The sequence below is a fragment of the Vagococcus fluvialis genome (assembly GCF_003337315.1).
Classification (GTDB): domain Bacteria; phylum Bacillota; class Bacilli; order Lactobacillales; family Vagococcaceae; genus Vagococcus; species Vagococcus fluvialis.
The window spans coordinates 73,986-86,984 of record NZ_QPJV01000005.1; the positions used below are offsets into that span (position 1 = coordinate 73,986).

16 protein-coding genes and 1 tRNA gene are annotated in these 12,999 nt (G+C 32.0%); 2 read left to right on the top strand and 15 right to left on the bottom strand.

Translation table 11 applies throughout. The annotated features are described in order from the left end of the window. Window positions 1–13: 13 nt before the first annotated feature. Window positions 14–763, bottom strand: coding sequence for a type I methionyl aminopeptidase (gene map, locus DFR54_RS06605; protein ID WP_086341349.1), 750 nt, complete (start codon window positions 761–763; stop codon window positions 14–16). A 149-nt stretch (window positions 764–912) separates the two neighbouring features. On the opposite strand from map, the gene DFR54_RS06610 reads away from it, so the two are divergent. Continuing rightward, window positions 913–1,362: a flavodoxin gene (locus DFR54_RS06610; RefSeq protein WP_114289562.1), complete on the top strand. Its 450-nt coding sequence runs from the start codon at window positions 913–915 to the stop codon at window positions 1,360–1,362. A 163-nt stretch (window positions 1,363–1,525) separates the two neighbouring features. On the opposite strand, the gene DFR54_RS06615 is transcribed toward DFR54_RS06610, so the two are convergent. Next, a complete protein-coding gene (locus DFR54_RS06615; protein ID WP_114289563.1) occupies window positions 1,526–2,095 on the bottom strand; it encodes a TetR/AcrR family transcriptional regulator in 570 nt (189 codons plus the stop codon). A 238-nt stretch (window positions 2,096–2,333) separates the two neighbouring features. On the opposite strand from DFR54_RS06615, the gene DFR54_RS06620 reads away from it, so the two are divergent. Continuing rightward, entirely contained in the window at window positions 2,334–3,572 is a 1,239-nt protein-coding gene (locus DFR54_RS06620) for an aminopeptidase (protein WP_114289564.1), read from the top strand. A 62-nt stretch (window positions 3,573–3,634) separates the two neighbouring features. Here DFR54_RS06620 and DFR54_RS06625 read toward each other — a convergent pair whose 3' ends face one another. The 13 genes from DFR54_RS06625 to DFR54_RS06685 form a co-directional block, all read right to left on the bottom strand. After that, a complete protein-coding gene (locus tag DFR54_RS06625) occupies window positions 3,635–4,498 on the bottom strand; it encodes a polysaccharide deacetylase family protein (protein WP_114289565.1) in 864 nt (287 codons plus the stop codon). A gap of 111 nt (window positions 4,499–4,609) precedes the next feature. Beyond that, entirely contained in the window at window positions 4,610–5,266 is a 657-nt protein-coding gene (locus DFR54_RS06630) for a hypothetical protein (protein ID WP_114289566.1), read from the bottom strand. Next, the gene (locus DFR54_RS06635; protein ID WP_114289567.1) at window positions 5,266–6,639 is read right to left on the bottom strand and encodes a HAMP domain-containing sensor histidine kinase; all 1,374 of its coding nucleotides are present in this window, start codon (window positions 6,637–6,639) and stop codon (window positions 5,266–5,268) included. The genes DFR54_RS06630 and DFR54_RS06635 overlap by 1 nt, the downstream gene beginning before the upstream one ends. After that, on the bottom strand, window positions 6,636–7,301 hold the full coding sequence (locus tag DFR54_RS06640) for a response regulator transcription factor (protein ID WP_114289568.1): 666 nt from the start codon (window positions 7,299–7,301) through the stop codon (window positions 6,636–6,638). The genes DFR54_RS06635 and DFR54_RS06640 overlap by 4 nt, the downstream gene beginning before the upstream one ends. Continuing rightward, the gene (locus tag DFR54_RS06645; protein WP_114289569.1) at window positions 7,276–7,902 is read right to left on the bottom strand and encodes a hypothetical protein; all 627 of its coding nucleotides are present in this window, start codon (window positions 7,900–7,902) and stop codon (window positions 7,276–7,278) included. Before DFR54_RS06645 ends, DFR54_RS06640 begins: the two co-directional genes overlap by 26 nt. A 3-nt stretch (window positions 7,903–7,905) precedes the next feature. Beyond that, window positions 7,906–8,811: an LCP family protein gene (locus tag DFR54_RS06650; protein ID WP_114289570.1), complete on the bottom strand. Its 906-nt coding sequence runs from the start codon at window positions 8,809–8,811 to the stop codon at window positions 7,906–7,908. 142 nt (window positions 8,812–8,953) lie between these two features. Then, the gene (locus DFR54_RS06655; RefSeq protein ID WP_114289571.1) at window positions 8,954–10,813 is read right to left on the bottom strand and encodes an elongation factor G; all 1,860 of its coding nucleotides are present in this window, start codon (window positions 10,811–10,813) and stop codon (window positions 8,954–8,956) included. A 267-nt stretch (window positions 10,814–11,080) separates the two neighbouring features. After that, a tRNA-Arg gene (locus DFR54_RS06660) sits at window positions 11,081–11,152 on the bottom strand. Window positions 11,153–11,336: 184 nt separating this feature from the next. Then, window positions 11,337–11,654, bottom strand: a complete 318-nt coding sequence (locus tag DFR54_RS06665; RefSeq protein ID WP_086341338.1) for a PTS lactose/cellobiose transporter subunit IIA — start codon at window positions 11,652–11,654, stop codon at window positions 11,337–11,339. A gap of 42 nt (window positions 11,655–11,696) precedes the next feature. Next, window positions 11,697–12,017, bottom strand: coding sequence for a PTS sugar transporter subunit IIB (locus DFR54_RS06670; protein WP_086341337.1), 321 nt, complete (start codon window positions 12,015–12,017; stop codon window positions 11,697–11,699). A gap of 143 nt (window positions 12,018–12,160) precedes the next feature. After that, complete coding sequence (locus DFR54_RS06675) at window positions 12,161–12,574, bottom strand: DUF3284 domain-containing protein (RefSeq protein WP_114289572.1); 414 nt, start codon at window positions 12,572–12,574, stop codon at window positions 12,161–12,163. Then, a complete protein-coding gene (locus DFR54_RS06680) occupies window positions 12,561–12,743 on the bottom strand; it encodes a DUF3188 domain-containing protein (RefSeq protein WP_114289573.1) in 183 nt (60 codons plus the stop codon). The genes DFR54_RS06675 and DFR54_RS06680 overlap by 14 nt, the downstream gene beginning before the upstream one ends. 32 nt (window positions 12,744–12,775) lie before the next feature. Continuing rightward, a complete protein-coding gene (locus DFR54_RS06685) occupies window positions 12,776–12,997 on the bottom strand; it encodes a hypothetical protein (protein ID WP_086341334.1) in 222 nt (73 codons plus the stop codon). Window positions 12,998–12,999: the final 2 nt, after the last annotated feature.

Sequence of the window (12,999 nt, forward strand, 5' to 3'; positions counted from 1 at the left end):
TCTTACTCCTTGATTAGTCCTGTAATGTTAGGATTCTTGGACCTTCTTTTGTAATTGCTAAAGTGTGCTCATATTGGCATGAAAGTCCTCCATCACGAGTTCTAGCTGTCCAACCATTATTATCCATTTTCATTTGCCATGTACCTGTGTTTACCATTGGCTCGATTGTAATAACCATACCTTCTTTTAAGCGTAGGCCTTTTCCTTTTTCGCCGTAATGAGGTACTTGAGGTGCTTCGTGGATTGTTGGTCCAATACCGTGTCCAATAAAATCTCTAACAACTGCTAAATTTTCACCTTCAACATAAGTTTGAATGGCATGACCGATGTCACCAATTCTATTTCCAACTTGAGCTTGCTCGATACCTAAGTATAAAGCTTTTTCTGTTACTTCCATTAAACGGTCAATTTCAGGTGTTGATTTTCCTACAACGTAAGACCAACATGAGTCAGACATTGCGCCTTTATATTCAACACACATATCAACTTTAATTAAATCTCCGTCTTTCAGGACTTCTTTTCTTGGGAAACCATGACAAATTTCGTCATTAATACTACAACATGTTGCATATTTATATCCTTCAAAGCCAATTTGCGCTGCAATAGCATCATTTTTCTTAATCATGTCATGAACAAATAATTCAATGTCCCAACTTGTAATTCCTGGTTTAATAAAATCACGTAATGCGCGGTGTACACTAGCTAAGACAGCTCCAGAATCAGCCATCATATCAATTTCTCTTGGTGATTTTAATGTAATCATATTTTTATTCCCCACTTTCTCTTAAATAGCAATCCCATTTTAGCACAATGCTTACTGGACAACAAATTATCACAAACAAATTGAATTGAAAATTATCATTATTTTGATATAATTTTGATAGTCTTAAAAATACGAAGGGAGCTTTTTTAATGACTCTTGCTAAAATAGTTTATGCTAGCTTAACAGGTAATACTGAAGAAATAGCCGATATTGTTGCTGAAAGTTTAGAAGATCAAGGTATCGAAGTAGAAATTAATGAATGTACTCAAGTTGACGCCTCTGATTTTTTAGATGCTGATATTTGTATTGTTGCTTCTTATACATATGATGATTTTGAACTACCTGATGAAATTATCGATTTCCATGAAGAATTATTAGAACTAGATCTATCTGGTAAAACATATGGTGTTGTTGGTAGTGGTGATACTTTTTATGAATACTTCTGTCAAGTTGTAGATCAATTTGATAAAGCCTTTGCTTCTGTTAATGCCACTAAAGGTGCTGAATCAGTCAAAATAGAGCTAGCTGCTGAAGAAGATGATATTGTAGCTTTAGAAGTTTTTACTAAATCTTTAATTGAAACTCATAACAATCAATAAGCACAAAAAAAGCCTACCTAAAATGTAGTAACCTCTAAAAATTAACCTTTTAGAGATAGCTACAAAATTGAGGCTTTTTTTATTTGTATTAGTTGTAGCAAGTATATCTATAAGATTAGATAATACTGCATTACTTGAACATTTCTATGCCAAAAATTAGATATTACATTGTAATAGTAAAGTTTGGATTGTTTTTAAGCGATTTGTTCACTAATTTAACGATTTGGATGATTTCTTCATTTGTTGCATTCATACGTCCACTTGTTGCTAATGAAGCAAGACCTGTAGCTGTAATCCAGTTGCTTAAAAAAGCCGTATGAAGTGACTCATCATTCATATCCTTATACTCTTCACGTTCTTTAGCTCTTTCTGAGAACATTTGGAATCCAAATTCGTTAAGTAACTTACCATCAGCATGATCTTCAACAAAAAGTGCTCTAAATAACATTTTCTCTTTCTTAGCAAAATCTACGTAATTAAGAGTTAAATCAATTATTGAATCGCCTGAAATTTCTCTACTGAAAATTTCATCTCTAAGATAAGTCTCTACTTCTTCAAAAAAAGCTTCTCTTAGTTCATCCATGTTTTTAAATTCTAAATAAATCGGTTGTGTTGAGCTTTTCATCTTACTTGCAATATTTCTTGCTGTAAAACCAGAAAATCCTTCTGTGGAAACGACTTCATGAGCTGCATTTAAAATATGTTCTCTTGTAATTGTTTTCCGTCTAGCCAATTGATTCACCTTCCTATTTTATCCACAATATTTATAATAAAAAAACTTTTTTGTTCTTCTATTTACAAGTTATTGTATCATGATTTTCAAATAATACCAATTATTTTAAGAGAATTTTGTAATTTTTTAAGTTTTTTTTCATACTTTAAGGTCGGATATGCTAAATTTGTCTTCATTGCTATAATGCTATTCTTATGCTAGTATTTATAGAAAATAACTTATTATTAGGGGGAAAAAAATGGTATTGTCAAATTTTGATACGTTATTAAAAAAATATGCACAACTTATTACTGAGATTGGGGTAAATGTCCAAAAATCTCACACAGTTGTTGTTCAAATTCAAGTAGAGCAAGCGCCTTTAGCTCGCTACATCGTTAAAGAGGCCTACAAATTAGGAGCTAAGCAAGTGATTGTTCAATGGACTGACGATATTGTTAGTCGCGAAACATTCATCAATGCTGATGACAGTGTTTTAGAAACAGTTCCCGAATCAAAAATCATGGAAATGAATGAGTGGGTTGAAGCTGGTGCAAGTCGTATTAGTGTTGTTTCACAAAACCCTGATGCCTATGCTGGTGTGGATAATGACCGTTTATCTACTTATCAATTAGCTATGGGTAAAGCTATGATGCCACTTCGCCAAGCAACTCAATCAAACAAAGTTAGTTGGTTAGTAGTTGCTGCTGCTGGAAGTGATTGGGCTAAAAAAGTATTCCCAGAACTAAAATCATCAGACGAACAAGTAGATGCATTATGGGATGCTATTTTTAAAGCTACTCGTATGTATGAAACTGATCCAGTTGCTACATGGCATGCACATGACAAATTATTAACAGATAAGGCAAATGAATTAAATGCTGAGCAATTTGATTCTCTACATTATACAGCTCCAGGTACTGATTTAATTATCGGTTTACCTGAAAACCACAACTGGGAAGGCGCTGGAAGTATTAACGCTCGCGGGGAACGTTTTATTGCCAACATGCCAACTGAGGAAGTTTTCACTGCTCCAGATAACCGTCGTATTGACGGAGTTGTTACGAGTACTAAACCACTTAGCTACTCTGGAAACACAATCGAAAACATGACCTTTACATTTAAAGATGGCCGTGTTGTTGATGTAAAAGCTGAAAAAGGCGAAGATGTTCTTAAAAAATTATTAGATACAGATGAAGGAGCTAAAAGTTTAGGTGAAGTTGCATTAGTACCTGACAGCTCTCCTATCTCTCAATCAGGTATTACATTCTTCAATACTTTATTTGACGAAAATGCCTCTAACCATTTAGCTTTAGGTTCTGCTTATGCCTTTAGTTTACAAGGTGGAACTGAAATGAGTGAGGAAGAGTTAAAAGCTGCTGGATTAAACCGTAGCCAAACTCACGTTGATTTCATGATTGGTTCAAAAGAAATGAACATTGATGGTATTAAAAAAGATGGCTCACGTGTTCCTATTTTTAGAAATGGTGAATGGGCTTAAATACAAGTTGTTATAAAAGTTCTCATAAAAAAGAAGCTAACTATAAAAAGTTAGCTTCTTTTTTAATCAACAGGACGATTATCTCCTATACCGTAATAATTATGAGGTTTTGTTGGCGAATTAAGTAAATTACTAATGGTTACAATTTCATAATTTTGACCTTTTAGAAATGTAATAATTTCTGGCAAAGCGTCAATCGTCGCTGGGTGAATATCATGCATTAAAATAATTGAACCTGGATAAACACCTTGTTTGACCTGTTTAATAATATTATGTTTATCTTTTGAAACCCAGTCTTGTGTATCCACTGACCACTCAATCAGCGGACGATTCACAACTTCAGCCACTGCCTTATTAGCAGCTCCATAAGGTGGTCTAACATATTTTGGCTTCTCACCTGTCACTTTTTCAATTGCCTCATCACTTTCTTTGATATCTTTTTCCAGTTCTTTTCTACTGGCTTTTGTTAGCTCTTGATGATTGTGTGTATGACTACCAATTTCGTGATTTCTTTTTTGGATCTCTTTTACAATATTAGGATGTTTTGGTACATTTTGACCTAATAAGAAAAATGTTGCTGATACTTGCTGTTCTTCTAATATATTTAATATTTGCGGTGTATATTCCCCGTGCGGCCCATCATCAAAGGTTAGAGCCACAGCTCGTCTTTTTTCTTTATTGATAGTTTCTGTCGTCACACTCTCTGTCGTCTCTGACACTTTTCTAATTGTCTCTTTTGTTGAATTTTCTAAATTTGTAGTAGTTTCTGATTCCTTAATAAGGCTGCTTTTTACCAGCCCTTCTGTTGATTCTTTTGTTTCTGGTAACAACTCTCCTACTACTTGCAAATAAAACTTACTTAAGCCAACTGAGGCAATCGTAATTGCCAACAAACTCAAGATAATTATCTTTTGATTTTTCCCCATTTTTTCTACCTACCTTTAATAATTTTCTTTACTAAAGAAAAGATAACAACTAATTGTATCTAGTTTGTATCAAATAGCAGGTAAAATAAAAAAATCAGAAAAAAGTAAGAATTACTTTCTTCTGATTGCTTGTGGCTCAGTAGCATCAATAACCACCGAGGTATTAAAATAGTACATTCCTTTTTCAAAGGTAAAATCAACTTTCTCCCCATCTTTTAAAACTACTTCATATGAGCCTTGGTGTTCCTTAGTTTCTTTTTCCTCTAATCCTAAATAGTTCAAATGTTTTTTGATTAATTCCTTCTGATTAACTTCATTAATTGGTTGATAATCGTGGAATGATAACTGGACTATTTTTTCGGTTTCATCATCAATGATGTAATTCCCGTAAAAATAAGGCATCTCTGGAATAATAAACTGACCACGCCAAAAGACAGTACCTTCATAAATAACTGGTTCAATAAAAACAGGTATGATATTTTGAGTTGGCAACTCTAAGGTGCTGAATAGTTTTCTAAGTTCTTTATCAGCAACAGTTAGTTTTTCCTTCTCTAAATAGTGTTCTTCTGAACTTCGGTATTCCCTATTAACTAACTCTAGCTTAGAACTTAATTTTTTCTCTTTAGATGGCTCGTTTTTAGTTCGATTAACACTGACAATTTCCTTTGATTGATAGATACTCAACTCAATCAATTTAGGCGCAATAAATAAAGCTAATAATAGTAAAAAAAGGCTTAGGAGAACAAATAAAGTTGTTTTTTTCTTCATTAGTTAATCTCCTTTGCTAAAGTTATTTTAACAATAACGCCACTTGACTCTTTATTATTTATCTCAAGAGTTCCTTGATGTAATTCAGCTACTTTTTTTACAATAGATAACCCTAAGCCAAGGTGATGATCATTTCTTGAGGCATCACTTGTAACGAAAGCTTCCGTTACACGAGTTAATAAATCTTCTGGAATTCCTGGGCCATTATCTTCAAAAATTAACTCATAGTCATCTTGATTATTTTTCCCAGTAATACTCATCTCTCCAAGGTTTTTCGAGGCATTTAAACTATTAGTCATTATGTTATAAGTCATTAGTTTAAATAGATTGTAATCTAGAGTTAGATTACTTTCATCTAGATTGACTGACAATAAGGTTTCTGGTGAATTAACCTTCATAAATAAATGTAAATCTGAGGTGATTTCATTTGTTGAGATATCTCTTAATTCAAGCTCATAATTATTTAACTGTGTGAGTTTTAAAATATCTTTTGATAGATGTGACAAGCGTTCACTTTCACTATGAATATACTCTACTGATTCTAAATCTTCCTCACTTAACTCGCTCCATTTAAGCATTTGAGAATAACCACTAATTGAAGTTAATGGCGTTCTTATTTCGTGAGCAAGATTGGCTAAAAATAAATCTTGTGTGTCTTTGGCTTCTTGGATGTGGTCGATATCTTGATTAAATTTATCTGCCATAGCATTTAAACTATTACCTAAATCACCTAGCTCATCCTTTGTGGACACACTTACTCTAGTATCTGTATCTCCTTTTGTAATTGCCTCTGTTGTTTTAATTAGCTGCTTAATTGGTTTTATTAGCATATTAGCTAATACTAAAGACACAATCGCACTGAGTAAAATAATGATTACAACCAGTAAATAGTAGCTAAAGGTTAGTTGAGTTGTACTTTGATTCAGCTCAACTAAGGGATCTACATAAACTAAGACTAAGTCTGTATCGGCTAATTTTTCTGTTAAAACTAAGTACTTATTTTTATTTAATAGTTGCACATTACTAATTAAAACTTTTTCAGATTCTTTTGGTACTTTCAACTCAAAAGTATCAGCTTGATAATCTTTATTTGAACCATATAAGATTTCACCTTTTCGGTCTAAAAGCATAAAATCATCGGTTGTAGCTTGGTCAACAAAACTACCGATTTCCTCATAATCAAGCTCTTCATCTACTTTATTTAATCTAGCATTTATTAACAAATAAATAACATGTTCTCTTGAGAGAGCTGTTTTTTTTTCCTGACTCAGCGTGTTGTGATAAACCGAATATAAGAAAAATACACTAATGACACCAAATAATAAAATGATACTAAAGAAGATATATAAATAAATTTTAAAGAAATACTTCATTCTGATATCTCCAATAAATAACCTGTTCCATAAACTGTTTTCAGCTCTCCTGATTGAAATAACTTATTGCGAATTCGTTGAATATGTAAATCGAGAGTTCTACTTTCATCACTAAATTCTTTATCCCAAACAGCCTTATACAAATATTCTCTTGTTAAGATAATATTATTATTAATGACTAACTCAAGTAATAAATCAAATTCTTTTGGTGTGAGCAATACTTTTTCACCTTGGTTCATTACTTGTTTATTGGTTGGATTAATTTCAAGAGTGCCACGTTTTATCAGATTATCCTGAATTTGAGTTCCATAAACACGACGTTTAATCACTTCAATTCGTGCGATTAATTCTAAAATATCAAAAGGCTTAGTCATATAATCATCTGCACCTAAATGAAGACCTTTTAACTTATCTTTTTGCTGATCCTTCGCTGTTAGAAAAATCATTGGAATATTATATTCTTTTAAATATTTGGATAGTTCCCAACCATCAACTTTTGGAAGCATCACATCAACAATGGCAAATTCAATTTTTTCTGATTCAACAAGGCCGGCTGCCTCTTCTCCGTCAAAAGCAGAAATGGTGTCATAACCATATTTAGTTAGGCTTTTTTTGAGTAAATTATTAATACTTAAATCATCTTCCACGATAAGTATTTTCATGAATAACCTCTCCCTTTAAGAAAATCTTTTTAAATAAATAATAGGTTCCAAAACAAATCATTAATACGAAATAAGTAGAAAAAATCGCTCGACTCCCACTTTCCGTCACTACTTGTCTCATCCCTTTTAACACATTAACCTGTTCAAAACTAATTTTAGTTAAGTTAAACCAACTTAGATAAGTAAATACTGATTGCACAAAAAGTGTGGCACTAGCTAAAATAAATAAATGAAAATGATTATATAGTTTATTTTGAGTGATAGACATCATTTTTTCAAAGTTTATTAATTGAATGATGGTCAATACAACTAAGAACGCTAAGGATAATCCTTCTCTTAAATTATACTGGCTAAAACTTATTTTTTCATATAAATCGATTAATAAAGAAAGATTAGTCTGTAATACTATAAACCAACCTAAAAAAACGCTACTCATTATTAAAAGAGAATGCTGCTTCTGATAATAACGAGTTAGCTCAAATGCTGTTATTAATAAGATGATTTGCTCTAGAAATTGGGTTAAATCATTAGAGGCAAGTAAAAAGAAGTAAGCAATATGCCACAAAAGCCAAAATAACAATTTTATTGTTTTAATAGTCATACGCTACTCCTTTGCTGCATTTTCTTCCATTAATGTATTAAGACGCATAATTTCAGTTTCCTGAACTAATTCATAAGAGATACCATCAATGTAAGAATTTTCTGTTTTTAATTGGTCCATCTGAATATCTGCTTTTAGTGTCGTAAAATCAACGGTTTTAACTAATTCTTCAACGGGAATATTAGTCTCTAAATTATCTCCTAACACATCAATTAGCTTAGGTATTTTATAGATATTCTCCAATTTAAGTAAATGCTCACTAACTTGTTCGATTAATTCTTGTTGTCTTTTTTGACGCCCTAGGTTTCCTTCTGGATCATCATAGCGCATTCTAACCCAAGCTAAAGCTGCTTCAGGTTCTAGCTCTATTTCTCCTTCTTTAAAAACTTGGCCATCATAACTAAATTCAAAAGGATTATTTACTTTTATTTTCCCTACAACCTCTAAAACTGATTTGAACCCTTTCATATTAATCGTAATATAATAAGGTATTTCAATATTAAAAAGATTTTCAACAGTTTGAAGAGCCATCTCTTCTCCACCGTAACTATAAGCTGCATTTAATTTTTCTTCAGTTCCTTGCCCTACAATCTCTACTAACGTATCTCTTTCTAAGCCTAAAAGTAGATGTTCATTGGCTTTAAAGTTAAAGTTCCCTAAAAACATTGAATCAGAGCGTCCTTGCTCGTCTCTGCCTAAGTCGCCAGAGTCAATACCTAATATAAGAACATTCATTTTTTGATTAAAGGGTTTTAAATTTTTTCTAGTTGTTGCTTTCGTTTCTGTCGAAAATTTTGGTTCTTGTATTTTTTCAACTGTTTGATTTATTTTATAGTAACCATAACCAAAAACAGAGATAGTTGTGACTGAAAAAACAAGTAACACACCTAAGAGTATCTTCTTAATCATAAGCCTTCCCCCGAAATAACAATAATTTTTTAATTAGTTTACCATTAAAATGTATCTAAATTGTATCTATAGGAAAATAAAAAGATTTGGGCCTTCACCCAAATCTTTCCTATAATTAACAATTAGAAATAAAAAAATCATTTTAATTTTCTTCTTTTATTAGAAGAGATTTCACTCTATCAACTTTTCCACGGTTGTATAGAGTGTTATCTGAAACTTCTTCATAAGACACAATTTTATTTTTAATATATGCTTGACCATTAAACAGTTCATTACTATTTTCTTCAAAAATCAAAAACAGTGATTGAGGTAATTTCGCTATTAAGTTAAACTCGTTTCCTACCTCAGATACATTTAAAATATTTCCCTTTAATTTTCCTAGTTCACTTATTGCTTTACCTAAGTACTCAATATTAGCTGAGACACTTATCTCAACTACTGGTTCTACGATGACTGTTTTAGCTTTTAACAAACCTCTATATAGAGCATAAGGAGTTAACTTTCTAAATTCAGAAGGCGTACTGACTGGGCTAAAAAACTCAGCATCTGTTAGAGTCACTTTCACATTAGTTAACTCAAAATCATAAATACCTGTTTTAGTTGATTCAAAAACACTTTCTCTAATAGCATTTTGAAATGATTGTTTCAAATAACCAGTTGTCACCAGACTATCAAATTGGATACCTGCTACATCACTTGGTTCAACTTTTAACGTCATAGTTGCCCAGTAGGGATTTAAGTCTTCATCTACTTCAATTGTCCCCTCGCCTATTTCTTTTACTACTTCTTTATAAACAATTGTTGGTAAAGATAAACTAAGTGATTTAAAAGGATAGCGGCGACGTAAAGTTTCTTCAATGTATTCTCTTTGAACTCGTCCAAATATTTTCATTGAGATTTCTGAATGTTCCTTATCAATAACAAAATCAAGTAAAGGATCCTCCTCTGCTAATTCTGTTAATAAATCTAATAAGGTCATGCGTTCTTCATCCTTAATTTTAAATGTAATTTTTAAAGTTGGACTCGGCAATGTCAATTCATTCTTTAACGGCTCTCCTAAAAAATCCTGAATCTTTAAATCGTCAGCTTTTGGAAACATAAAAATATCACCTGTTTGAACCGTGTCTCCTAAAACAAATTCGTTATCTTGTAAGATTAAAAATCGCGGCATTTTCCTTTCTTCTAGGTTATTTAACAAATAGCTTTGATTTTTGGATAAACTGCCTGATAACAATCTAAAGAAAGCTTGTTTTTGGCCATTTACAAAAGTGATTTTATATAAATAAGCTGATAACTTACCCTCACCTTTATTCTCTAATTCAAAATTACTTAATACATTTAATAAGGTTTCAACACCCACACCTGTTACAGCTGACCCTAAAATAAGAGGGTAATATTTATTCCTGATTGTTAACTGATTTAGTTGCTCAACTAACTCCTCTTCAATAATGAGTTCCTCTGACATAAATTTATCAAATAATTCAGAACTACTTTCAATTAGAATATCTCGACTATTTTGACTAAAAGGAAACGTCACTTGAACTAATTGAGAACTTAATTTGTTCTCAATTTCTGATATCATATGTGCTGGTCTTGCTGTTTCTAAATCTATTTTATTTAAGAAAAAGATTGTTGGAATCTTTGCCTCCTGTAAGGTATCAAAGATTCTTCTTGTTTGAGTTGGTAACTCACCTAAACTTGAAACAACTAGCACAGCAACATCTATCACATTTAATGACCTAACTACCTCACCGTAAAATTCAATATGACCAGGCATATCAATTAAGTTGATTTTCGTTTCATTCCACTCTAAAGAGACAGAAGAAGTTTTAATTGTAATACCTCGCTCTTTTTCCAATTCAAGCGTGTCAGTAATAGTATCTCCTTTTTTAATACTTCCTTGTTTATAATTAGAATGGGTTTTACTATATAAACTTTCTGTTAGAGATGTTTTTCCAGCATCAACATGAGCAACAATTCCTACATTAATAATTTTTTTCATTAAAAAAAGACTTCTATGGATTTGTGTTCGCAAAAATACTCATCGCAAATACCATAGAAGTCTCTTGTTCACAACCTTCTAATTATAGTTCGAGAGTATTTCTTTTAGAGCACACCAAATAAGCCTTTGTTTTTTCAAGTCTTATTAAAATGTGCTATTTAGAAATACCTCGAAGCATATGAAGATCACTCACTTATTTTATTTTCATTTAACATGAATTAATTTATTTATCTAATTTTATTAAAAAAATTAACAAAAGTCAATTTACGTCCCCTGTAGGAATCGAACCTACATCTAGAGCTTAGGAGGCCCTTGTTCTATCCATTAAACTAAGGGGACATATACCTTTATTATTTTACTCCTTTGAATAAAAAAAACAAGAGACTAAAATAATCTCTTGTTTAATAGACAGTATAACAAGAGTAGCTTTTCAAAAATAAGAAAAAACCACAAAAATTTGAAAAGTAATTTTCGTGATTTCCTTCTTATTTCTTAAAGCTAAAAGCTCTTGTGATAACCTTTTTTATTTTGCACTTAAGCGACGGTGTAATTCGATGATTTCAACCGCGATATCTTTAAAAGCAATAGATGTCATTAAGTGGTCTTGAGAGTGTACTGTTAATAAAGTAACTGTCATGTTGTCACCTTGAGCTTCTTTTGTTAAAAGACCTGTTTGTGATTGGTGAGCTAAAGTTAATGATTCACCAGCAGATACGATTTTTGCATCGGCTAATTCAAAATCTCCATCTTTAGCTGCTTGGATAGCTTCCATAGCGTCACTTTTTGCGTTACCTGAGTTCATGATTAAGCCCATGATTGCTTCTAAATTTTGTTCATCCATTTCGTATTACCCCTTGCCCTTTAAAAATAAAATTTTTGGTGATTACTCACCCATTAATTTGATTGCTGCATTTAAAACGTTCTCGCCGTTCATCATTCCGTAGTCAGCCATGTTGATAACTTCAAAAGGAATATCTTTTCCTTCTAATTTTTTCTCAAATTGAGATTTCATGAATCTGATTTGTGGTCCTAATAATAAAACGTCGATTTCACCTTTAGCGATATGAGAATCTGCTTCAGAAGCTGATACTGCAAAAATTTCTGCGTCCATACCTTTATCTGCAGCAGCTTTTTCCATTTTTGTCACTAATAAACTAGTACTCATTCCAGCTGAACATACTAACATGATTGTTTTTTTTGACATATTAATCACTCCTAATTTTATTTACACTTATATATAAGCAATTAACGTGCCAACTTTATTTTTGACACAATTGCGAGATATCAACCTTTATTGTTACCCACTAGCAAGTGCAAAAGTTACACACTTGCACTAGTGTGTAACTTTTAGTAAGATTCTTCCATTTGTTCTAACATTTTTATGAAACGTTTTTTCTTAATTTTACCTAAAACAAATTGGAAGAGGCTATCATTAAATTTTTGAAGTGTTCCGTGAGAAATCATTTTTTCTTCATACTCAACTAAACAACTCTGCTCACCAGTTTGCTTAATTTCATAGGAAGCGTTGAAGTTATTACGATTAGTTGATGTTGAATAAGCATATGCTGTATTTGGCACGAGTTTTTCGATGGTGACTCTGGCAAAATCTTTGCTACCAAATTGCTTTACATATTCCACTCCTTCTAAATCAGTCTCATTAATTCCTTCTCCAGTATTTTTTCTCACATCATAAAGAACAGATTCTACTAATTTATTATAAAAATAAGTGGCCGGAATATTTAACTCTTTACTTATCTTCATTGTTCACGCCTCTTTTCTTTTTTCCTTTTCTATATATGAATCCCCCTGCAGCCATTAATGAAAATGCTGTGATCATACTTAGAAAGTCATAAGTACCTAGTCGCGCATTGGCACTTAGTACAAAAACAATTAAGCCGATACTAACTAATAGTAGTCCATTCTTCTCCATGATGCCTCTTCCCTTCTTACTTACTTACTTATTTATTTGCCGATTGCTTGGAAGTATAACACTTTTCCCCAAGCTTCTTCTTTAATTGCTTCTTTTGCAATTTTTGCTGCCGCGTCAGCATCATCTGTACTTACGTTAAATAATAATTTAATTCCTTGTTTCTTTTCAAAGTTAAATGTCACACCATCAAGTTCCTTACCATCTAGTAATTCTTTGATAGCATCTTGTTGCATTGCTGAACTAATTTCAATCATTA

Coding starts and splice junctions, on each gene's coding strand:
- map (WP_086341349.1), bottom strand. CDS start 763: ATGATTACATTAAAATCACCAAGAGAAATTGATATGATGGCTGATTCT.
- DFR54_RS06610 (WP_114289562.1), top strand. CDS start 913: ATGACTCTTGCTAAAATAGTTTATGCTAGCTTAACAGGTAATACTGAA.
- DFR54_RS06630 (WP_114289566.1), bottom strand. CDS start 5,266: ATGAAGAAAAAAACAACTTTATTTGTTCTCCTAAGCCTTTTTTTACTA.
- DFR54_RS06635 (WP_114289567.1), bottom strand. CDS start 6,639: ATGAAGTATTTCTTTAAAATTTATTTATATATCTTCTTTAGTATCATT.
- DFR54_RS06650 (WP_114289570.1), bottom strand. CDS start 8,811: ATGATTAAGAAGATACTCTTAGGTGTGTTACTTGTTTTTTCAGTCACA.
- DFR54_RS06675 (WP_114289572.1), bottom strand. CDS start 12,574: ATGAAGATAAGTAAAGAGTTAAATATTCCGGCCACTTATTTTTATAAT.
- DFR54_RS06685 (WP_086341334.1), bottom strand. CDS start 12,997: ATGATTGAAATTAGTTCAGCAATGCAACAAGATGCTATCAAAGAATTA.
- DFR54_RS06625 (WP_114289565.1), bottom strand. CDS start 4,498: ATGGGGAAAAATCAAAAGATAATTATCTTGAGTTTGTTGGCAATTACG.
- DFR54_RS06665 (WP_086341338.1), bottom strand. CDS start 11,654: ATGGATGAACAAAATTTAGAAGCAATCATGGGCTTAATCATGAACTCA.
- DFR54_RS06620 (WP_114289564.1), top strand. CDS start 2,334: ATGGTATTGTCAAATTTTGATACGTTATTAAAAAAATATGCACAACTT.
- DFR54_RS06655 (WP_114289571.1), bottom strand. CDS start 10,813: ATGAAAAAAATTATTAATGTAGGAATTGTTGCTCATGTTGATGCTGGA.
- DFR54_RS06640 (WP_114289568.1), bottom strand. CDS start 7,301: ATGAAAATACTTATCGTGGAAGATGATTTAAGTATTAATAATTTACTC.
- DFR54_RS06680 (WP_114289573.1), bottom strand. CDS start 12,743: ATGGAGAAGAATGGACTACTATTAGTTAGTATCGGCTTAATTGTTTTT.
- DFR54_RS06670 (WP_086341337.1), bottom strand. CDS start 12,017: ATGTCAAAAAAAACAATCATGTTAGTATGTTCAGCTGGAATGAGTACT.
- DFR54_RS06645 (WP_114289569.1), bottom strand. CDS start 7,902: ATGACTATTAAAACAATAAAATTGTTATTTTGGCTTTTGTGGCATATT.